At 51.3% G+C, this 21134-nt stretch carries 16 protein-coding genes; 5 read left to right on the top strand and 11 right to left on the bottom strand.

What is annotated here, in order from left to right; translation table 11 throughout:
• Positions 1-233: 233 nt before the first annotated feature.
• From BLX24_RS21745 to nagB, 4 genes are all read right to left on the bottom strand, one after another.
• Positions 234-950 carry a Nif3-like dinuclear metal center hexameric protein gene (locus BLX24_RS21745; protein ID WP_071505319.1) on the bottom strand — a complete coding sequence of 239 codons (717 nt, stop codon included), beginning with the start codon at positions 948-950 and terminating at the stop codon, positions 234-236.
• Positions 951-1018: 68 nt separating this feature from the next.
• Complete coding sequence (locus tag BLX24_RS21740; RefSeq protein ID WP_071505318.1) at positions 1019-2404, bottom strand: MATE family efflux transporter; 1386 nt, start codon at positions 2402-2404, stop codon at positions 1019-1021.
• A 341-nt stretch (positions 2405-2745) separates the two neighbouring features.
• Positions 2746-3918, bottom strand: coding sequence for an acyltransferase family protein (locus BLX24_RS21735; RefSeq protein WP_071505394.1), 1173 nt, complete (start codon positions 3916-3918; stop codon positions 2746-2748).
• A gap of 98 nt (positions 3919-4016) precedes the next feature.
• Entirely contained in the window at positions 4017-5963 is a 1947-nt protein-coding gene (nagB, locus tag BLX24_RS21730; protein WP_071505317.1) for a glucosamine-6-phosphate deaminase, read from the bottom strand.
• Positions 5964-6293: 330 nt separating this feature from the next.
• Here nagB and BLX24_RS21725 point away from each other — a divergent pair, with 330 nt between their 5' ends.
• Entirely contained in the window at positions 6294-9161 is a 2868-nt protein-coding gene (locus BLX24_RS21725) for a putative Ig domain-containing protein (protein ID WP_083422109.1), read from the top strand.
• 69 nt (positions 9162-9230) lie between these two features.
• On the opposite strand, the gene BLX24_RS21720 is transcribed toward BLX24_RS21725, so the two are convergent.
• The 3 genes from BLX24_RS21720 to BLX24_RS21710 form a co-directional block, all read right to left on the bottom strand.
• Entirely contained in the window at positions 9231-10772 is a 1542-nt protein-coding gene (locus tag BLX24_RS21720) for a Do family serine endopeptidase (protein WP_071505315.1), read from the bottom strand.
• Positions 10773-10914: 142 nt separating this feature from the next.
• The gene (locus BLX24_RS21715) at positions 10915-11343 is read right to left on the bottom strand and encodes an Hsp20/alpha crystallin family protein (RefSeq protein ID WP_071505314.1); all 429 of its coding nucleotides are present in this window, start codon (positions 11341-11343) and stop codon (positions 10915-10917) included.
• A gap of 169 nt (positions 11344-11512) precedes the next feature.
• A complete protein-coding gene (locus BLX24_RS21710) occupies positions 11513-12781 on the bottom strand; it encodes a glucuronyl esterase domain-containing protein (RefSeq protein WP_229201864.1) in 1269 nt (422 codons plus the stop codon).
• Positions 12782-12863: 82 nt separating this feature from the next.
• Here BLX24_RS21710 and BLX24_RS21705 point away from each other — a divergent pair, with 82 nt between their 5' ends.
• A complete protein-coding gene (locus BLX24_RS21705; protein WP_071505312.1) occupies positions 12864-13382 on the top strand; it encodes a GNAT family N-acetyltransferase in 519 nt (172 codons plus the stop codon).
• Here BLX24_RS21705 and BLX24_RS21700 read toward each other — a convergent pair.
• From BLX24_RS21700 to BLX24_RS21685, 4 genes are all read right to left on the bottom strand, one after another.
• Positions 13354-13971, bottom strand: a complete 618-nt coding sequence (locus BLX24_RS21700; RefSeq protein WP_083422108.1) for a Uma2 family endonuclease — start codon at positions 13969-13971, stop codon at positions 13354-13356. The genes BLX24_RS21705 and BLX24_RS21700 overlap by 29 nt on opposite strands.
• A 35-nt stretch (positions 13972-14006) precedes the next feature.
• On the bottom strand, positions 14007-16100 hold the full coding sequence (locus BLX24_RS21695) for a BatA domain-containing protein (protein ID WP_071505311.1): 2094 nt from the start codon (positions 16098-16100) through the stop codon (positions 14007-14009).
• 145 nt (positions 16101-16245) lie between these two features.
• Positions 16246-16923 (bottom strand): DUF1345 domain-containing protein, encoded by a 678-nt coding sequence (locus BLX24_RS21690; RefSeq protein WP_071505310.1) that lies wholly within the window; start codon positions 16921-16923, stop codon positions 16246-16248.
• A 1-nt stretch (position 16924) separates the two neighbouring features.
• On the bottom strand, positions 16925-17476 hold the full coding sequence (locus BLX24_RS21685; RefSeq protein ID WP_071505309.1) for a cob(I)yrinic acid a,c-diamide adenosyltransferase: 552 nt from the start codon (positions 17474-17476) through the stop codon (positions 16925-16927).
• A gap of 206 nt (positions 17477-17682) precedes the next feature.
• On the opposite strand from BLX24_RS21685, the gene BLX24_RS21680 reads away from it, so the two are divergent.
• From BLX24_RS21680 to tyrS, 3 genes are read left to right on the top strand one after another with little or no spacing between them, the layout of a single operon-like run.
• Positions 17683-18198 carry a hypothetical protein gene (locus BLX24_RS21680; RefSeq protein ID WP_071505308.1) on the top strand — a complete coding sequence of 172 codons (516 nt, stop codon included), beginning with the start codon at positions 17683-17685 and terminating at the stop codon, positions 18196-18198.
• Positions 18199-18215: 17 nt separating this feature from the next.
• A complete protein-coding gene (locus BLX24_RS21675) occupies positions 18216-19421 on the top strand; it encodes an S-adenosylmethionine:tRNA ribosyltransferase-isomerase (protein WP_071505307.1) in 1206 nt (401 codons plus the stop codon).
• An 11-nt stretch (positions 19422-19432) separates the two neighbouring features.
• The gene (tyrS, locus tag BLX24_RS21670; protein WP_071505306.1) at positions 19433-20734 is read left to right on the top strand and encodes a tyrosine--tRNA ligase; all 1302 of its coding nucleotides are present in this window, start codon (positions 19433-19435) and stop codon (positions 20732-20734) included.
• Positions 20735-21134: the final 400 nt, after the last annotated feature.

Here is a 21134-nt window from a genome sequence, read left to right as displayed (position 1 = left end):
TGACCGGTTATCCGGCAAACGAAAGAGTGAATGACCACATAAACAACTTGTACCCGAAGGGTAAAAAATGTTTACAATTACTACATAATTTTCAATTAAGGCGGATGCTGATCGAAGTGTTTGCTAATGGTTGAGCAATTTCATTGAAAATTTTGAAAAAACCTTAATTTGCCGAAGGATATAAGGTAAAGTCAAGTTTTTATAAGAATATTGCAGTCGTACTATGATACTGATTATAAATGAAAAATAATGGCTGTATCGGGCAGAGTGGCTGTTAACAGATTGGCCAGTGTGTTTATTCCCTGCCGTTCACAGCGTTCATGGCCAACTGCAATAACCGATACGGCGGGCTCTTGCCTGACGGCAGCAGAACGATACTGCCCGGTAGTGTACAGGTCGACTCCGCGATGCTCTGCTTCTTCCAGTAAAGCCTCCGACATGGCACCGACAACAGCAACCCGCCGGATTGGTCCGGTCGGCCGTATAGCCGATACATCCAGGCCGCAGAAGATACCTTCGAGTTCTTTCACCCAATATTCTGGGGGGCGGGTTATCACATTACCGATCATACCTATGGGGCGGTGCAGCCCGTTTACCGATTGTTTATAGCCAAATTCTTCCAGGCCTGTCAGCTGTAGCTGATCCGCCAGATGGATATTGTATCCCATGGTTAGCTGCTCATCAAACGGGAGGTGGTGGTACAAGACCGGAACCGGCAGGGCATTGGGAGGGAGTTTCCAGGGGCGGTGCAGCCAGAGGGCTTCTATCTGATGCTGCCTGACCCAACCCGGTAAGCCCGGCCACGGGTCGAGGGCCACACCCAGACGGGTGACCGGATGTCCGGATGACATGCCGGCATAAAGGCCGCCGGCTTCATCTGAATCGTAGCGGTCGGTGTGCATCAGTTCGTCGAGATGCTGAAGTAAGCGGTTTAGCGTAGGTGCAGACATGTTGTATCTACGAAACAGCCTGTGATGACTGTTTCGTAGATACTGATAACATCGTTAGGGACGTATTGTTAGACCTGAACCAGTTTCCATTTGCCTTGCCGGAAAATAATCACGGCAATAACTGCGAGCAGTGACTCGCTGATGGCTACCGACCAGAACACGCCCGACGGCCCGAAATCCAGCCATTCGGCCAGCGCATAGGCCAGCGGAATTTCGATCAGCCAGAAGCAGACAATGTTAATGATAGTCGGCGTTTTGGTATCACCGGCCCCGTTGAAAGACTGACTGATCACCATACCATAGGCCCAGAATACATACCCAAGGCAGAAAATCCGCAGACACTGCACGGCAACGCCGACCACGGCCGGGGTATCGTTGAACAACCGCACAATGGGTTCTGCACCAAGGTAAAACCCAACGCCCACCAGCAACAAAAAGACAAAATTGCAGAAAGCTGCCCGCCACGCTGAGGCTTCGGCCCGGTCGGGCTGGTTCGCGCCCAGATTCTGGCCCACCAGCGTAGCCGCTGCGTTGGCCATACCCCACGACGGCAGAATGGTAAAGATGATGATCCGGATCGCAATGGTATACCCGGCGACCACATCGCTGCCGAACGTCGACAGGATACGTGTCAGGAATACCCAGCTGGCCGAGCTGATCAGGAATTGCCCTGTACCCCCGGCGGCCAGCCCCAGCAACTGCCGGATCATATCTGCGTTCGGGCGGAGGTCTTTGCCAAAGACAGTAATCGTCTTTTTATTGCCGAGAAACGCACTGAGCTGGTAAATCATCCCGACCGACCGGCCGGCCGTTGTGGCGATGGCTGACCCCATGACGCCCATGGCGGGAATCGGTCCCCAGCCAAAGATCATAATCGGGCACAGAACAATGTTGATGCCGTTGGCGATCCAGAGCGACCGCATCGCTACGGACGCCTCACCGGCACCACGTAAGGCCCCGCTGAGGGTATACAGCAGCATAATGGCCGGCGAACTGGCAAATATCATGCGGGTGAAGCCAGAGCCGTTGGCAATCAGGCGTTCGTCGCCGCCCATGAGCCGCAGGATTTCGTCGCCCCAAAGCAGTCCCGGAATACCGAGCAGGAGCGAGGCCGCCAGCGAGACCAGAATGACCTGACCCACGGCCATGCCTGCCGACCGGTGATCGCCTTCGCCCACACGGCGGGAGACAAGCGCCGTTGCGGCCGTACTGAGACCAATGGCAATGGAGTAGACCAGCGTCAGCACCGACTCAGTCAGCCCGACGGTGGCCACGGCTTCGGTGCCGATTTTGGCGACAAAAAACACGTCAACGACTGCAAAGAGCGATTCCATCACCATTTCCAGAATCATCGGAACGGAGAGCAGAAAGATCGCCTTATTGATGCTGACGGTCGTGTAATTTTTTTCTGAGCCGCGTAGTGCAGCCAGTAGTAGCTTAAGAAACTTTTTCATGATGCAAAGGCACTTTGCGGCCTATGATCGTGGTCCGGTTTGCCGCAGACCGATACAGCGGTTGCTGCGCAAACCAGCAGACCAACGCGACACGGTAATGCCGGATTGACAGATGGATGAATGATAAAAAAGAAAACAGGAAAGCGTGCGTCACGACAGGGAGCGCGTGACGGCGGTAACAGGAAGTGGTCACCCGTGCGGGACGCCTTGCACCCGGACGGGACTTAGCAGGTGATCAGAACCATGGATTGTTGAAGTTGAGGGGCAAAGGTAGGGATAAGTTTCTGATTTTTATTTATTGGGGTTTAGCCTTTATCTAAAGGCTAAACCAATGTCCATGATTACACCTTAATAATAATCCCTTTCCGATACATTACCCACAAAATTCCCAGCCAGATCAGGACGAAGGTGAGCGCGCCGGCGAGGGAGGCATTGATAGGCTCGGCGAAGTAGGGAACAAAAAAGGTCTGGTACATCCACTCTTTGGCACCTAGTTCTTTTCCGTCGGGTGTGGTGACGTGGATCATGTTCAGGATACGCGGAATTAGGCCGGAGAGAAAGAAAACGGTGATGGCATTGACACCATAGGCCACGAACGGCTTAGCCCACGTGCGGTAGCCCAGCACATCAATCAGGTAGTAGCAGGTTGCCAGCCCGATCATGGCCAGTCCACCGGCCAACAGTACAAACGAGCTGGTCCACAGGGATTTGTTGATCGGGAAAATGCCGTCGAAGCAGAGGCCGCCGATAGTGAGTAATACCCCGGCGGTAAATAGACCCGCCAGCCGCTCAGTGACGGGCTTGTCCTGCCGCCGTAGCCACGTGCCGGTCAACATACCCAGCAGACCGGTACCGATAGCCGGCATAGTGCTCAGCAGCCCTTCGGGATCCCATACTTTCGAACTCTTCCAGAGGTGGTTGCCCAACAGGCTCCGGTCGAACCAGGCTCCCAGATTGGTCTCCGGCTCCAGATTGGCGTAGCCGACGCCCGGCACCGGCACCAGCGTCATTAGCAGCCAATAGCCGATCAACAGAATGGCAGCAAGCTGTATCTGCTGACGGGTGTTTGTGCGGAGGTAAATAAGGGAGCAGATGGTATACACCAGGGCAATGCGCTGCAAAACGCCCGGTATCCGGAAACTGCTGAAATCAAAACGCGGGAAGAGGTTCAGAAAAGCCCCCAACCCAAACAGGATCAGCCCCCGCTTCACAATCTTCCACTGCGCACCTCGCATACTCTCTATGCCTTTTGCTCCCTGCCCGCTATTGCCCAGCGCGAACGTAATCGATACGCCGACGATGAACAGGAAAAACGGGAAAATAAGGTCAGTAGGTGTCCAGCCGTTCCAGGGTGCATGTTCCAGCGGCGGGTAGATGTGGCCCCAATCGCCGGGATTGTTTACCAGAATCATGGCAGCTACGGTAATGCCCCGGAAGGCATCGAGGGATAAAAGGCGTTGGCGGGCCGTACCGGCAGATACAGGTGTGGTGGTTGGCGTTGAGGTTGCTTGCATGTGCGCGAAACGTAAGGTCAGAAACGAATACGGGATTACCGGATTCTGTGATACTAAGTTCAGCAAAATCCCCGTAATCCCGTACTCCTGTTCTAAAATTAGTACTGCCAGCGTACAAAAGCCTCCATGGCTTCGTATTCGGCGAGGCCTAAGCGGTTGTATAATTCAGCGGTGCCGCGGTTACGCTCTTCAGCCCGTTGCCAGAACTCGCGCGAATCGGCGCCCTGGTAGACCACACCGTCTTTCTGCGACTGGTGTTTGAAGATACCGAACCGCTTCTTCATCACCTGATCCGGCGACATTGGTACCGCCATTTCAATTTCGTGAATATCCCATTCGGCCCAGGCACCACGGTAGAGCCACACCCAGCAGTCTTTCATGAAGTCCTTGCCTTTCAATCGGCGAACGGCTTCCATGATGGCATCCAGACACACCTTGTGCGTACCGTGCGGATCGGCAAGGTCACCGGCGGCGTAAATCTGATGCGGCTTCACTTCTTCGATCAGCTTCATCACAACCAGAATGTCTTCTTCGCCCAGTGGTTTCTTTTCGACCTTACCGGTCTCGTAGAACGGCATGTTCATGAAGTGGGCGTTTTCGACCGGAATCCCTACGAAGCGACACGTTGATTTAGCTTCACCTTTACGGATCAGCCCTTTCACATAACGCACTTCGTCAGTATCCATTTCGCTGTCTTTCTTCGTCCGCAGGAACGCAGCGGCATCCTGGAAAATCCGCGTTGCTTCAGGGCTGTTGATGCCGAATTTTTCGTTGAAGTCAACCACGTAATCCGCAAAGCGCAGGGCTTCATCATCGGCTACCGCAATGTTGCCCGAAGTCTGGTAACCAACGTGAACCTCATGGCCCTGATCCTGCAGACGCTGAAACGTACCACCCATGGAAATAATATCATCGTCGGGGTGCGGGCTGAAAATCAGACACCGTTTGCTGGTTGGCAGGGCACGCTCCGGCCGGAAGGTATCGTCGGCGTTTGGCTTACCGCCCGGCCATCCGGTGATGGTGCGCTGAAGCTGGTTAAAGACGTCAATATTGATGTCGTACGCCTGCCCGTACTGTGCGAGCAGATCGCTCATACCGTTGTCGTTGTAATCGCGGTCAGTCAGCTTCAGGATCGGCTTACCCAGTGTCAGCGACAGGTGAGTAACCGCCTTTTTCTTCATCTTGTTGTCCCAGATAACCGAGTCAACCAGCCACGGCGCTTTCATCCGGGTCAGGCCCGACGCAGCGGCTCCGTCAATGACAAACAGGGTATTCGGATGCGTTTGCAGGTACGATGCCGGGTTATGTTCCGTTACGGTGCCTTCAACCGCGCTGCTGATAACCGGAGCCTTACGCTCACCCCATGCCAGCAGGACTACCCGTTTGGCGTTCAGGATGCTGGCGACCCCCATAGTGATAGCTTTACGCGGTGTCCGCGGCAGTCCGCCGAAGTCCATCGATGCGGCCGCCCGGGTCGAGTGGTCAAGCATCATCAGACGGGTGCGGGAATTGCTCAGTGAACCCGGTTCGTTAAAGCCGATATGACCGTTACCCCCGATCCCCAATAGCTGGAAATCAAGGCCGCCGGCCGCTTCAATCATGTCTTCGTAATGGCGGCAGAATTCGGCAACTTTATCATACGCTACCGTGCCGTCCGGAATGTGGTAGTTTCCTGCCGGAATATCTACATGGTCAAATAACTGTTCTTTCATGAAGCGCCAGTAACTCTGTAGCGAGTCAGGCTCCATCGGATAATATTCATCCAGGTTGAAAGAAACCACATTTTGAAAGCTTAGCCCTTCTTCGCGGTGCATCCGAACGAGTTCGGCATAGACCGTTTTGGGTGAAGAACCGGTGGCGAGGCCCAGGATACATGGCAAACCTTCACTTTGTTTCTGCCGGATCAGAGCGGCAATCTCACGCGCTACAGCCCGTGAGGCAGCCTTAGCGTCTGAGTAAATGTGCGTCGGGATTTTTTCGTACGTGATCGCCGACTGAACGGGGCCGCCCGTTGGCGTCTCAAGTACTGATGATTCGGTAATCATATCGTTGACTTTGACGATGATTGAAAGTGAATTGCAAAGTTCAGGAAAAACAATGTATTAGCGAATGTTCTCCCTGTAAATTTTTAAAATTTTTTAAAAACTATTGCTTAAAGTAATCAGGCTTGGTAAAATGTAGATAATCAGTGAGATAAAGACAGAATGCTGCTGACTTCGGGAGACAGGCTATTACCTAAATAATTTTTTGAGTCAAACATACTCTTTTGACCACGGTCAAATTCGCTCAGTGCTTTATGGGGAAAAGCATGATTGTGTATTGATTTATTGCATTTGTTTTGTCATATTTCTACTTCAAATCATCTCACCAATTGTATGCTTCCATTTATACGAAAAAAAATTTCAGCAGGATTATTGATTCCGCTTCTTGCGGTGGGGGTAACGGCGTTAACCGCCTCTGCCCAAACGGTTATCGGACAACTAAAACAGCGCTCGGCAGAGGCGAAACTGGCTACGGTACTTCTGCCTCCCGATAAGGCGTTTACTGAGCCTGGGAACGGTGATCTGAAAACAGATGCAGGCTTGTGGAGTAAAAACGGCCTGATTGCGATCAATGCCTATGCAACGGATGCCAATGCCAGTGAGTTGCTGAGTACGCTGCAGGCTGCCGGGCTTCAGGGAGCTAAGGTAAAAGGCCGGTCAATCTTTGGTTTCTTTCCACAGGCAAAGCTGGGTGACTTGAAAAATCTGCCCGGTCTGGCATTTGTCTCTCAGGTCTACAAACCCAGATTACAGACCGGATCGGTTAACTCGCAAGGCGATAGAGCTATGCGGGCCGACATGGCGCGGGCTCAGGCTAACGTAACGGGCAAAGGAGTCAAGGTCGGGATTCTGTCAGACTCTTTTGATGGGTTAGGCGGGGCGGCCAGTGGCGTTGCATCCGGCGACCTGCCGCCTAACGTACAGGTACTGGAAGATTACCTGTTTGACGACGCAACAGACGAAGGCCGGGCCATGGCCGAAATCGTCCATGATGTAGCGCCGGGGGCAGATATTGCCTTCCATACAGCGTTTAACGGGCAGGAAGGTTTTGCCGAAGGCATCATTAAACTGGCAGAAGCAGGCTGTAAAGTTATTGTCGATGACATTATCTATTTCGCCGAGCCTATGTTTCAGGACGGTATTGTGGCACAGGCTGTTGATTATGTAGTGAAAAAATTCGGAGTTTCCTACTTCTCGGCGGCAGGTAATAATGGCCGTAATTCCTATGAAGCTCCTTTTAAAAGCTCAGGAAGAGTGGTATCCGATCCTTTTCTGGGAACGTTAGGGGTAGCTCATGACTTCGGGACCAATGCGATTGCCCAACGAATCATTATACCGGCACGCGGATCGTTTGATGCGATTTTACAATGGACCGATTCGTTTTATGCCCTGAACGGCAATACAGCTAAAACGGATCTGGACCTGTTGGTTTACTACAACAACGTGTTGCGGCCAGATCTGTCGAGCCTGGACGGAAATTCCTTTTCCGGCCCTTTTGAGCGCATATCGGTCACTAATGCTACCTCAACAACGGTTGCCATTGATCTGGTTGTGGTGCGGTATAGCGGCCCGAATCCGGCCCGGATTAAATGGGTAAATTTCGGCTCCAATGTAAGTGTGGCCTTCGACACAAAAAGCGGGACAAGCTACGGACATGCCAATGCTGAAAATGCAATCGCGGTCGGTGCTGCACGCTATACACTGACACCGGCTTTTAATACAACATTAGCCGCTCCGGTTATCGAAACGTTTTCGTCGGGGGGCGGTGTGCCCATTCTGTTTGATGGCAGTGATGCTGCCATCAGCGCGGTATATCGCCGGAAACCGGAAATTGTGGCGCCGGACGGAGGAAATACTACATTTTTTTACGCAGCTAGTAACGATCTGGAAAAAGATGGTATCCCCAATTTCTTCGGGACCTCAGCGGCAGCACCACATGCAGCGGCAGTCGGTGCATTACTGATCGAAAAAGCGAAAGGGAATCTGTCTCCGGTTCTGATGAAAGATTACCTGCAGCGGTCTACGCTGGACATGGATGATCCCTTAACACCAGATTTTGATACCGGTTTTGATTACCTGACCGGCTATGGCTTGATACAGGCCGATAAGGCCATGACGTTTATTCAGCAACTGGCCCTGGTTCAGCCACAATTCGATTGCCAGACCGGTAAGCTGACTTTTCAGACAACCGGCGGCGACGGATCACCAATTGACTATATGGCTATCGGGGTGACCGGCTGGACAACGAATCCGACCCATACCATTGAGGCGGCAATTCTCGGTGACCCGAATACAAAGGTGCTGAACCTGATGGCCCGCCAGAACGGTCAGGTGGTATCATACCTGTTTAATTTCCGTACGTATTGCCAGGGGAGCGGAGCCAATCAGCCCCCTGTACTGGTAATGCCGTTAACGAATCAGGTGGTACAACTAGGAGCGGCCTTTAGTTTCCAGATTCCGGTAAACACATTTGCGGATCCCAACAACGATGGACTGACTTATGGTGCAATAGGTTTACCGGCTGGTTTAACGTTTAATGCTGCCAGCCGTACTATTTCCGGAACGGCTACCGTATCGGGCAACTATCCGGTTATTATTACCGCTACTGATCCGGGTAATTTGTCGGCCCAGGCAATGTTTAACATCATCGTATCGCCGACGGGTGGAATGCAGCCGCTGGTATTGACTGCACCTTTATATGACTGCGCTACCGGGGCTATTACGTTCCGGACAACCGGTGGAGACGGCAGCCCGATCAATTACATTGCCATCGGTGTGCAGCGGGCATCGCTCAGCAATCCGACCGGCATTGTGGAGCCAGGGCTACGGGCCGATCCGAAACCACTGATGATCTATGCAACGCAAAACGGGGTGACGGTCAACTATACCTTCAACTTCGCTGCGTTCTGTTCAGGTGCTGCACGGATTACTGCGGGTGAGCCGGCCGGTAATCTGACACTGACTGTGCTCGAAAATCCAACCAACAAAGAGCAGGTTGCCGTTGAGGTGCAGGGTGCAGTAGGTAACGAACTGACCCTCCGGATGATGAACGCACAGGGCGAACTGCTGCACGATCAGGTGATTCAGGCCGCATCGGCCACCGAACGCCGAATCATTCCGCTAAAACGGGCGGCGGGCATTTATTTTGTGCAGGCGATCAGCGGCAATAGCCGGCAGGTTGTTAAAGTGATTAAACAGTAAACGGTTTACAGATAAAAAAACGGCTGTCCGGTTTTCCGGACAGCCGTTTTTTTATCTGATCTGAGAGACTTAAACAGGCACGGCGTAGTAGTACATCCGTGAGCTGTTCGGATACATACCGATCAACATCAGTCCTTCCCCTTCCTGAACATTAGCCAGAATGGCTTGCAGATCCTTAACCGATTTTACGTTTTTGCCATTCGCTTTCACGATGATGAAACCTTCTTCAATATCCGTCTCTGCCAGTTTACCGTCGGTGATTTGTTTCACACGAACCCCGCCGCTGACACCTAACTGCTTGGCATCGTTTTGGGTCAGGTCTTCGAACTGAGCACCCAGTACGCCTAACGAGGTAGCGGCTACTTCTTCGCGTTTGATGACTTCGTTCCCCCCGTTGCGGTTCCGCAGTACTACTTTGACATCGCGCTCAGAACCATTCCGGTTAACGGTTACGGTAATGGCATCTCCCGGACGACGACGGCCGATAATTTCACGCATCTGCGCATCTGAGTCAATGCTCTGGCCTTCCATTTTCACGATCACGTCGCCTTTCTGCAGACCGGCAGCTTTCGCTGCACCGTTGTCAGTTACTTCATTCACGTAGATACCACGACCTACTTTTGCCCCCAGCTCCTGCGCTTTTTTGCTGTCAAGTTCTATAGGTAATACACCAAGATAACCCCGTTGTACGTTACCAAACTTCACAATATCAGCGGTTACTTTTTTCACCAGCGATACTGGTACGGCAAAACCGTAACCACTGTAATAGCCGGTTGCAGAAGCGATGGCGGAGTTAATACCGACCAGTTCACCGCGCAGGTTTACCAGTGCACCACCTGAGTTACCAGGGTTGATGGCGGCATCAGTCTGGATAAAGGCCTCTACCGGTGTGTCAACCGCCTTTTGCTGGCCGGAGCCCTGACCCTGGCGTTGCTGACGCTGGGCAAAATCCTGCTCCAGAATACCGATCCGGCGGCCTTTCGCGCTCACAATACCGGCCGTTACCGTCGATTCCAGATCGAGCGGATAACCAACAGCCAGTACCCATTCCCCTAATTTCAGCCCATCTGAGTCACCTAATGTGATGGCAGGCAGGTTAGCGGCTTCGATTTTCACAACGGCAAGGTCAGTCAGCGGGTCAGTACCGATTACTTTGGCCTTAAAGCTACGTTTATCCGTTAAAACGACTTCAACCTGGTCGGCGTCCTGCACAACGTGGTTGTTTGTGACAATATAACCATCCTTGCTGATGATCACGCCCGAACCGGACGCCTGGCCCTGCTGGCGCTGCTGACGGGGTGCCCCGCCAAAATCATCACCGAAGAAATCGCGGAAAATATCAGGAACCTGTTGCTGACGAACGGTACGGGTCATCGTTGTACGAATGTGTACAACCGTTGGCGAAGCCAGTTCGGCCGCGTATGAGAAATCACCGGGAGCACCGGCAGTAGTTGCACCGCCAGGCATAGAGACTAAACGACTAATGGGGTTGCCGCCCGATTCACTAAAGATAACGTCCTTGTTGTTAAAACCCAGGAAGTTATAGGCAGCCAGTGTTAAACCGCTTGATAACAGCGAAATTAACGTTAATGCTTTCCAGTTACTTTTCATGGTCAATTTACTAGGGTGTATTTTACTGTTCCTTTTGTGTTGTTCTGAAGAAAACCTTCGACAAAATAACGAAAACAAGCGCTCGAAAAATTTCAGCTATTTAGCTACTTAACAAATTTTAACAAGCGCTTGTTAAAGGGCTTTAGATAATCTCAATTTGCCGGGCGGCTTTCGGTTTTGCCTCTTCCCGTTTTGGTAAGTCAACCGACAAAATACCGTCTTTGTAGCCCGCCTGAATTTTATCGCTGTCTACCGTGTCCGGCAACGTAAAACTACGTTTGAACGATGAATAACTAAACTCACGGCGGGTATAATTCTCACCATCGTTTGTTTCTTTTTTTGCTTCAGAAACGGCAGTGATGGTTAACGTGCGCTGGTCAAGGTTCAGTGAAAATGCTTCTTTAGGTAAGCCTGGTGCTGCAACATCAATCCGGAAGCCGTTCTCGTGTTCGACCACGTTAACAGACGGAGTTGCGGTACCGTTGGTCCAGGCGCTGCTTAGCTCACGGCCAAACGAAAAGTTGTCAAAAAAAGACGGAATATGATTATGGAAGCGTGCTATTGATTTCATGACTTTGTTCGTTGGTTGTTGTTTAAAGACATCGCTAATCTAACAAACCATGTACCAAACCGGATTAAGTGACAATCTGTCGTAAAACAGGACGCTGTTTGCTGTTTCTTTGTCAAAATGTCTGCTTTGGGCGCCTGCTACCGTTATATGCCTGTTCTGCTGCAGGTCATTACTGCTTTCCGGAATGCCGGTCGGCAAACCGGATATATTGCTGCCAGTCATAGGCTGTGATGTCGTGACCGCCCGTCCGGATGTGGTAACCGATGGTTTGTCCGACCGGCTGGTCAACCGGTGGCATGTCCGTTATGCCCAGCCCCTGTTTACCAAAAAGTGCCCAGACCGGTTCTGCTGCTCTCGCGCCCAGGAACTCGCCTTTCGGGTCGGCCCACTGATCGTCTTTGGCACTCGCCACATAAAGCGGCCGTGGCGCTACCAGAGCCAGCAGCATGTGCTGGTCGGTTGGCATGGCGTTTTCGTTTTGATTGTAGCTTTTGAACTTCCCGACAAACCAGTACGGAAATGAGGTATTAATCCGCTCAATGGTTTCACCGAACATCCGGCGGGCAATGGCTGCTCCGCCTTCCCCCGAATCGTTTGAAATCACCATAGCGAACCGTGGGTCATTAGCGCCGGCCCAAAGCGCGGCTTTGCCCAGCCGTGAGTGACCGTGTAGCATCACCCGCTTTGCATCGACAGCCGGATCTGTCTCCAGATAGTCCATCAGGCGGCTGAGGCCCCAGGCCCATGCACCAATGGCCGACCAGTCTTCGGGAGCTGTGTGCAGGTCGTTTTTCAGCGTAGTCCGGATACCGGTTTGCCAGCCCGTTGCGTGGTCTGGTTCGAGGTCTCCATAATAAACCGTAGCCGTTCCGTATCCGCGGGCGATAAGTTCCTCTACCTGCCAGCGACTAGCCTGCATACCCCGCGCCTTTTCCGTTGCTTTGTTGTTGACGACTTCTTCATTGCGGTTCGGCAACCAGCGCGTTGACAGCAGAATGCCCGGATCATTGCTGACGCAGTGATTCCCGAAAAAGTTGAGTCCGGCAAAAACGGGGGCCGGTTTTGCAGTTTTGGGCAGATAAAGCAATACCTCCATACCTGGGGCGTCGTCGCCGTTACCAAAAAACAGGGTAAGTTGCTTCCGGATAGCCTTTCCGCCTAATGCCTGCTTGTCTACTGACCGCACTACGGAACGAACTACGCGGGGGTTACCAGGCATCTGGCCATACACATGCTCTTTAAAAAGTTGCAGAATGGCTGGCCGCTGAACGCTTGTCCATTGCTTTGCCGAAGCCACCCGTTGCCCGTCCGGCATCTTCAGGACATCAGGCAGGGTATAGGCCGGTACCTTACTTTCGTCGTAATTGGGTTTAAACGAAGATTGCGCCATGGCACAGGTAGCTAGGGTGATCAGGATAACAGAAAGCCGTATTTTCACAGGAATAACGTTTCGTTGGTATACAGAAAAGGCTGAAAACCTGTTTATTTACCGCTGTTTTTACCGTTTAACCCGATAAGCTATGACGATTACATTCCGCAACGACCGCCTGGACGAGTTTATCACTGTGTTACGCGAAGTCGGGCAATGGCTGATCGATAACGGGCAGGTGATGTGGGATATAGAGGACCTGTCTGTTGAAACGCTGGTCGATGACTACACACGCGATAACTGCTATGTGATGTATGTCGATGGGGTGCCTGCGGCTACGTTTATCCTTCAGTGGAAAGATCCGCTGTATTATGATAACGTCCCTGACGGCACGGCCGGATTTGTGCATAAAGTCGCTATTCGCCGCACTTTTGCCGGGCAGAATCTCTTTCAGAGGATGCTTGATTTTTGTCTGGCGGAGGGACGAAAAAAGGGCGTTCGCGAAATCCAGCTAGAAACGGATGCGACACGCCCTAAATTAATGGCTTTTTATGAACGCTACGGGTTTGAACCCACGTATCGCCGGTCTATTGAAGAGTTTGGTAAGGTGTATTACTGTCAGTATTACCGCATTGGCCTGCTTACCGGAGCAGTGACAGGTCAAAGCTGAAATCAGGCAGAATGTCTTCACCGGATAAATGATTGTCAAACCCCTGAACGACGCTGACCGAACCATCCTTGCGGTAAATGTAAGCCGTTTCTGTTTTTGGATAGATAAGCCAGCCAAGCAGGCAGCCATTATCCATATATTCCAGCATCTTTTTCCGGCCTTCTGTGAGTGAATCTGACTCCGAAAGCAATTCTACCAGGAAGTCCGGGCACAAGGGCGGGAATTTTTTACGTTCTTCTGCTGTCAGGGCATTCCGGCGGTCAGCTGAGACCCATGCTACATCCGGCGACCGTGTGGCGCCGTTCGGTAGCCGGAAACCGGTTGACGAATCATACACAAAGCCTGTCCGGTCTTTGCGGTTCCAGAGCCCAAGCTCTGCATTTAACTCGCTGTTGCGTTCGCCGGTTTCACCGCCTGTTGGTCCTAGGATGTCAATATTACCCAAAGCGTCCCTTTCAAACTTGTAGTCAGCATTGTCCTGACAGAAGTAATAAAACTCATCATCCGTCATCTGTCGGATTTCCTCGGCCAGACGATGGTGATCGCCCGGCTCAAGCTGAATCGGTAGTTGTAACTGAATCGTAGGCATGAGCGGATGCAGGTTAGCTGGTCAAATATAAGCATTTATCCCTTCATAAACCGGACGAGGGCGATCTCAAACAGCAGGAAACCAAGCGCTGCCAGCAGGAAGTATTTCCACAGACTTTTGCCCAGATTTTCCTGTTCCAGAACCTGAACAAAATCATTGTCGGTAATACTGTCGAATACTTCTACATTCGGTTGCCCGCTGAAGGCCTGCCGCAACTCATCGGCCGAATAGAAGCTCATCGCCGACTCTTCGTTGCCGTGGTTCAGCGCCAGCAACCGCTCGGTTTTGCCATTGTTGTCCTGCAATTCATAGTAACCGGCTTCCACATTCTGACCGGCTGCCAGCTGATTGCTCTTCGGCATTTCCAGCACCAGCTGGTTGCTGATAACCCGCTGTACCGGAATAATCTCCAGCTTATCTTTCTTCAGTTTATAAACGGCCTTCTCCGACGGATTCGCAACCGGGATCGTGACTACGTTTTCGTCGAACGAATAAGCGGTTCGCTGCGCCTGCACGCTCAGGGCGGCAATTTTGTACATAATCGGCACAAACAGCGCATGCTCGGCCAGATTGCCGTACTGGCTGCCGAGCGGGTTCGCAAATACATACACCTTACCCTGCCGGCCGTTTGTACTGCCAACGGTGGTTTGGGTCAGAAACGGATTACCGTCGCGGATGGCCAGCAACCGCTGACCGGCATTCCAGCGCCAGACCGGCAAGGCCCCCGGCAAGTTGAGCGGTTCCGATTGAAAACTCTGCTGGAACACATCCGCAAAGAACGGGTTGCGCCGGTCGGGGTCGTTGAGGGGCAGGGTAGGCGCATTGGCCGCCGGTGGTGTCACCTGCAGGCCGCTTATGCCCAGACCAGCCAGAAACGGGCCATAGCTGTTTACATCCGGCGTCGAGGGCGGAATAACGGCTAAACTGCCGCCCTGGCGTACAAAACGGTCCAGTTCGGTACGAAGTGTACCGGCAATCTGGCTGACGCCTTCCAGCACAACCAGATCCGTCTCTTTTAACTGACCGACATCAAAGTTCTGCGCAGAAAAACTCCGGCGGACAAACAGACTGTCGTTTGAGTATACGGTCGATACATAATCGATACCATTGCCGCCCGCCCGTTCGCCATACAGGTGCAGGACCCGGATTGAGGGTGAGGCTTCAATGACAAAGTAATATTCGTTGTCGAACGTGATCGGGTAATCTTCGAACACAATCCGGCCGCGGTGGTAGCCTTTCGACGTTACGTTGAAGTTCAGGGCAATGGTCGCGCTACCTTCGCTGTCGAGGTTGGCCGTACCGGTCGAGGTTTGTGTATTGTCAATATAAAGCCGTACCGGAAGGTTTTTGACCGTTTCGCGGCCACCGTTGCTGAGTTTAATGTTGAGGCTGTTGTTCTGCATTTCCCGGATAAACGGCGTAGCCAGCCAGACAGAATCGACATAGACGTTTTTGGTCTGTTTGGCGTTCATAGGCACCAGAAAAACACGGTCGGAGGTATCCGTCTTGAGTCGCGAGAGCTCACCGGCTGTACTTTTCTGAAAATCCGAAAACCAGAACAACTGATTTTTTCCGCCCGGGTTCAGGGTGGCCATCAGGTTGCGCTGCCGCCGGTAAACCGATTCGAGGCTACGGGGCGTATGAGCAAACCGCACCGAAGTGACCCGGTCGCGGATGGCTTCGGCACTGCCCGGCCGCTGTTCGTCGGCCGAAAAGTCGTTCGTAATTAACTGGAGAGAGGTGGCGTTGCGGAACAGGGTCAGCAGCTCATCAAGCTTGCCGGTGGCCATATCCAGATACCGCTTTTCATTCTGCTCGTTCTGCATGCTGTACGAATTATCAACGTACAGGCTGGTAACACCCTGACGGGACAGGCCAAGCTTACTCTTGCTGGGAATAAACGGCTGGGCAAACGCCAGGGCCAGACATGCCAGAAACAGGCAGCGTGCCAGCAGGATCAGTAAATGCTTCAGCCGCCGGAACGACTTGGTTTCTGTCTGAACATTCTTCAGTAACGCAACATTCGTAAACAGAACCCGGCGTGTCCGGCGAAAGTTGAACAGGTGAATGGCAATGGGTACAGAAACGGCCAGCAGGCCAAAAAGAAACTGAGGATATAAAAAGTTCATCAGGTTGCCTTGAACGAAAACAGCTTACAAATGCAGTCAGTAAGTGACTAAAAACGTAATATAAATGAGAAACCCAAAAACATCTAACGTTTTCCGGACCTAAATTAGTGATGGGCGGGCAATAATCGTGCAGAATTTGCGCAGATTAACGCCCTAACAGCCCGGAAACTGTATTTATGGTTAACGCAACGATCAGTGCATTGAACAGAAACGACAGTAAGCCGTGTAACAGCGCAAGCCGCCGCATGGGTTTCGACGAAATCTGCACATCCGACACCTGACTGGTCATCCCGATCACAAACGAGAAGTAGGCAAAGTCGAGGTAGTCAGGTGCTTCACCGCCGGGAAAGTCTAAGCCACCGGATTTACCTTTTTCCGTGCTGTCATAATATATATGTGCATAATGAATTGTAAAGAGCGTATGTACCAGGAACCACGAACAGCTAATTGAGAACAAGGACAGGATAATATGCTCGGCAATCATGTTCTGCGACTCATTCTGCACCGAGCTGATGAGGTACATTACAGCAAAAAGACTAACCATCGCTGCTACTACCACAATTATATAGATCAGTGACCGTTTGGCATCCTGAAGTTGTACCATCCGGCAAATATCTGCCGGATGGGCTAATAGCATGGTTGTCCAGGTTAGTGATAAAGCTGTACTTGCATACGAGACCCAGGCAATTACTGCCTGGGCAATCCAGGATAAGCTGCCATGAATAATCAACAGTGATAATCCGCCAACCGATACACTAATCAGTAAACGTTGGTGGGCATCGAAATAAATGATATGATGTAAAATCCGGTTAGCTGCTTTCATCTTATACCCGTGGTTTCCAGGCTACTTCTTCACTGCCCAGTTCCTGTGCCATTTTGCGGCTAAGGACAAACAGATAATCAGACAGCCGGTTCATGTACTGAATCACCAGCTCATCAACCGGGCTTTGTTCGCTCAGGTGAATCACCAGCCGTTCGGCACGGCGGCAGACCGTACGGGCCAGGTGGCAGTACGATACCGAGGCATGACCACCCGGCAATACAAACGCACGGAGTGGCGGCAGTTGCGTATCCATCTCGTCCATGCTCTGTTCAAGCAAGGTGATGTCATCCGGAATAATGTCCGGAATCGCCTTTTTTACCGCTTTTTCCGGATCGGTAGCGAGGGTAGCGCCAACTGTAAACAGCCGGTCCTGAATTTCTTTCAGTACTTCTTTCCGGGGTTCATTAACGGGTTGATCCCGCAGGAGACCAATCCACGAATTCAGCTCGTCGACGGTTCCGTAAGCGTCAATCCGCAGATCGGCCTTGCTGACCCGCCGGCCGCCGATGAGTGAGGTTTGTCCTTTGTCTCCCGTTTTCGTGTAAATCTTCATGAGTCAGGTGATAATCCTTATTGGTTCGTAAATATGCGGTTAAATACAGACAAACTCAGGCTATCTGTAAATATCTGTGTAAAACCGGTTAATCTGTGGCTAACTTTGCAGCTTAATTAACTGAACAGATTCTTGTATATCCGGCCGGAGCGGGATAAACACCGTATTACTCCTGTGCTTTGGTCAGGTAACATGTTAAATGTATTATGAAAGTAGGAACGTTTTTTGTCCGCGTATGGCGTTTCGGGTCTATTCTGGGGGTAGCTGTTTCACTAATCAGTTGTTACATAGCCTATCCGGCCGAGGTGGCAGTCTTATTCAACGATATTGGTCAGGCAACAAAGTATATTGACCGGGAAACAATATTTTATGCGAGCGTTGCCATATTCCTTATCAACAACACGCTGATTAATTCAATTGCACGCCTGTTTCCGAAGCTGCCCAATGAGCGGTTACCGTTTGCCCCGCACTGGATAGCCCACCGGGATCAGCTGAACGAAGTTATCCTGAACTGGTTTTATGCCCTGATGGCTGCTATTAATACCATTCTGGCCCTTGCCTTGTTTGTTCTTTCTATGTTGAACCGGTCGGATATCCAGAACGACTCGATGAACTATAGCTGGCTTTTACCGCTGAGTACCGCGATTATTGCTCTTGTGTTCATTTCGTTACCAGTGCGGCTTCTGCTAATGAAGCCGGATGCTGAGGAGGTACTTGGCTAAGTTGATTATATAAGGAAATGGAGGAGTTGAGTAATAAACAGTTTTTGTATGACCTGCCCGACGAGCGGATTGCCCGCTTTCCGCTGGCGGTGCGGGATCAGTCAAAACTGTTAGTATATCAGGGCGGCAAGATCAGCCATGAGCGTTTTTATGCATTGGCCGAATGGGTACCGCCGCACAGCTATCTTGTTTTTAATAATACGAAGGTAATACCGGCCCGTCTGTTGTTCTCCCGGGCAACCGGTGCCGTTATTGAACTGTTTTTGCTGAACCCGGTCCCTGCTGACCGCTCCATGAGCGAGGCCATGCAGGACACCGCTACGACCGTCTGGCAGTGCATGATCGGAAACCGGAAGCGCTGGAAAGACGATGAGGTGCTACAGATGCAGATTCCTGCCGGTGATCGGACGATTGTCTTATCGGCCGCCCGGGAACATAAAGAGGACTCGCTCATTCGGTTTAGCTGGCAGCCTGCGGAGGAATCCTTCGCGCATGTTATTCAGCTGGCCGGACAGATGCCGTTACCGCCTTATCTGAAGCGGGACGCCACCCGTGCCGATGACGATACCTACCAGACTGTATATTCTAAGGAAGAAGGGGCCGTTGCTGCACCGACTGCCGGCCTCCATTTTACGGACCGGGTGTTTGCTGACCTCGCGGAGAAAAACATCGGGCACGATTTCCTGACGCTGCACGTCGGGGCCGGTACCTTTCAGCCGATTAAAACGGATAATGTGCGGGAACATCAGATGCATGTCGAGCAGGTAGTATATACCCGTCAGAACGTGGAGCATTTTATCGCGCATGCCGGCCATCTGCTACCGGTCGGAACAACGTCTATGCGGTCGCTGGAAAGCCTGTACTGGATGGGCGTCAAGTTAATCCGTCAGGATACCGATCCGTTCCGGCTCGATCAGCATTATGCCTATTCGGTGCCTGAACCAGAGCGGCCGGCACCGGTTCAGGCATTGGGCGCAGTATTAACTTATATGGATAAGGCACACAAAGAGCAGGTGATTGCCCATACGGGTATTTACATTATGCCGGGATACCGGTTTATGATGTGTCGCGGAATCATAACCAATTTCCATCAGCCAAACTCAACACTGATTCTGCTGGTAGCTGCACTACTGGGCGAAGGTTGGCGTACAGTATATGATGAAGCATTGGCCAACGATTACCGGTTTCTGAGTTATGGCGACTCATCCCTGCTTTTACCATAAACTACTATTTTATGAATTTTATTGAAGAACTACGCTGGCGGGGCATGTTGCACGACATGACTCCCGGTACCGAAGAACAACTGGTAAAGGAAATGACGGCCGGCTATATCGGTTTCGACCCGACGGCTTCGTCGTTACATATCGGTAATCTTGCAACCATTATGCTGCTGGTGCATCTGCAGCGGGCCGGTCACAAACCATTTGCCCTCGTGGGCGGGGCTACGGGCATGATCGGAGATCCGTCCGGTAAAGCCGCAGAACGGGAATTCCTGTCCGAAGAGACCCTGCGCAAAAACCAGGAAGGCATTAAGGCACAACTGGAGAAATTTCTTGATTTCGACTGTGGTGCCAATTCGGCTGAAATGGTAAACAACTACGACTGGTTTAAAAACATTTCATTCCTTGGCTTTTTGCGGGAGGCCGGCAAGCACATTACCGTCAATTATATGATGGCAAAAGACTCGGTGAAGAAACGGCTTGAGACCGGGATTTCATTCACTGAGTTTTCGTACCAGATGCTACAGGGGTACGATTTTCACTGGTTATATAAGAATAAGGGCGTACGGCTGCAGATGGGTGGGTCGGATCAGTGGGGAAACATCACGACTGGGACCGAACTGATCCGGCGGATTGATAATGCCAACGGAGAACAGCAGGAAGAAAGCAAGGCCTTTGCCCTGACGACACCGCTGGTGACGAAGTCAGACGGCACAAAGTTCGGAAAAAGCGAAAGCGGAAACGTCTGGCTGGACCCCGGCATGACAACACCGTACCAGTTTTACCAGTTCTGGATTAATGCTGCCGATGAAGATTGCAGCCGGCTGATCCGGGTGTATACCTTATTGTCGAAAGACGAGATTGAGGATTTAGAACGTCAGCACGCTGAAGCACCCCATCTGCGGGTTCTGCAAAAAGCCATTGCCAGAGAGGTAACAACCCGTGTTCATTCGGAAGCAGGATATGAACTAGCCGTGAAAGCGTCTGAGGTATTATTCGGGAAAGCCACATTAGACACGCTGCGGTCAATTAAAGCCGACGAATTTGATATCATCTTTGAGGGCGTACCGCAAACGGAAGTCACGGAAAGCGAATTGGCGGAAGCACAAACGATAACAGATCTGTTATCGGTCATATCCAAAGGAGAGATCTACGCCTCAAAAGGCGAAGCCAGACGGGCAATTACCCAAAATGCAGTCAGTTTAAACAAAACAAAGATTTCAGATCCGAATTTAGCTCTTAATCTGGAGTGGTTGCAGGGACGATATTTACTCGTTTCAAAAGGCAAGAAGAACCATCTTCTGAAAAAAGTTTAAGAAAACAATCCGGCCAATCGTCTGTTAACCAAATGATTGGCCGGATTGTTTGAAATCGTAAGAACTTTTTTTTGAAAAAGGCTTGACAAGAGGGTAGAAAATGCCCTACCTTTGCAGTCCCAAATGAGGGGAACGATTGAGAAAACAAAGCAAACGCTCTGACTATCAATTAATTATTGACAAGTTGTTTTTCAGAAAGGTTAAAAAAAATATTTTGAAAAACGCTTGACACGAAATTTGAAAAATACTAATTTTGCACTCCCAAATGAGGGAAAGCAGCCGACACGAAAGAGTCCTCCTGATACGGCGTTTGACAAGCTGAATTTCGAAATAAAAATTGAAAAAAATATTTTGAAAAACGCTTGACAACGAATTTGAAAAACACTAATTTTGCACTCCC

Source organism: Arsenicibacter rosenii, from assembly GCF_001870735.1.
In the GTDB taxonomy this organism is placed as follows: domain Bacteria; phylum Bacteroidota; class Bacteroidia; order Cytophagales; family Spirosomataceae; genus Arsenicibacter; species Arsenicibacter rosenii.
This window is presented reverse-complemented; position numbering and strand designations above follow the sequence as displayed.

Bases quoted from the DNA above. Each gene is read 5' to 3' on its own strand.
- BLX24_RS21745 (WP_071505319.1), bottom strand. From the start codon at position 950: ATGTCTGCACCTACGCTAAACCGCTTACTTCAGCATCTCGACGAACTG.
- BLX24_RS21740 (WP_071505318.1), bottom strand. From the start codon at position 2,404: ATGAAAAAGTTTCTTAAGCTACTACTGGCTGCACTACGCGGCTCAGAA.
- BLX24_RS21735 (WP_071505394.1), bottom strand. From the start codon at position 3,918: ATGCAAGCAACCTCAACGCCAACCACCACACCTGTATCTGCCGGTACG.
- nagB (WP_071505317.1), bottom strand. From the start codon at position 5,963: ATGATTACCGAATCATCAGTACTTGAGACGCCAACGGGCGGCCCCGTT.
- BLX24_RS21725 (WP_083422109.1), top strand. From the start codon at position 6,294: ATGCTTCCATTTATACGAAAAAAAATTTCAGCAGGATTATTGATTCCG.
- BLX24_RS21720 (WP_071505315.1), bottom strand. From the start codon at position 10,772: ATGAAAAGTAACTGGAAAGCATTAACGTTAATTTCGCTGTTATCAAGC.
- BLX24_RS21715 (WP_071505314.1), bottom strand. From the start codon at position 11,343: ATGAAATCAATAGCACGCTTCCATAATCATATTCCGTCTTTTTTTGAC.
- BLX24_RS21705 (WP_071505312.1), top strand. From the start codon at position 12,864: ATGACGATTACATTCCGCAACGACCGCCTGGACGAGTTTATCACTGTG.
- BLX24_RS21700 (WP_083422108.1), bottom strand. From the start codon at position 13,971: ATGCCTACGATTCAGTTACAACTACCGATTCAGCTTGAGCCGGGCGAT.
- BLX24_RS21695 (WP_071505311.1), bottom strand. From the start codon at position 16,100: ATGAACTTTTTATATCCTCAGTTTCTTTTTGGCCTGCTGGCCGTTTCT.
- BLX24_RS21690 (WP_071505310.1), bottom strand. From the start codon at position 16,923: ATGAAAGCAGCTAACCGGATTTTACATCATATCATTTATTTCGATGCC.
- BLX24_RS21685 (WP_071505309.1), bottom strand. From the start codon at position 17,476: ATGAAGATTTACACGAAAACGGGAGACAAAGGACAAACCTCACTCATC.
- BLX24_RS21680 (WP_071505308.1), top strand. From the start codon at position 17,683: ATGAAAGTAGGAACGTTTTTTGTCCGCGTATGGCGTTTCGGGTCTATT.
- BLX24_RS21675 (WP_071505307.1), top strand. From the start codon at position 18,216: ATGGAGGAGTTGAGTAATAAACAGTTTTTGTATGACCTGCCCGACGAG.
- tyrS (WP_071505306.1), top strand. From the start codon at position 19,433: ATGAATTTTATTGAAGAACTACGCTGGCGGGGCATGTTGCACGACATG.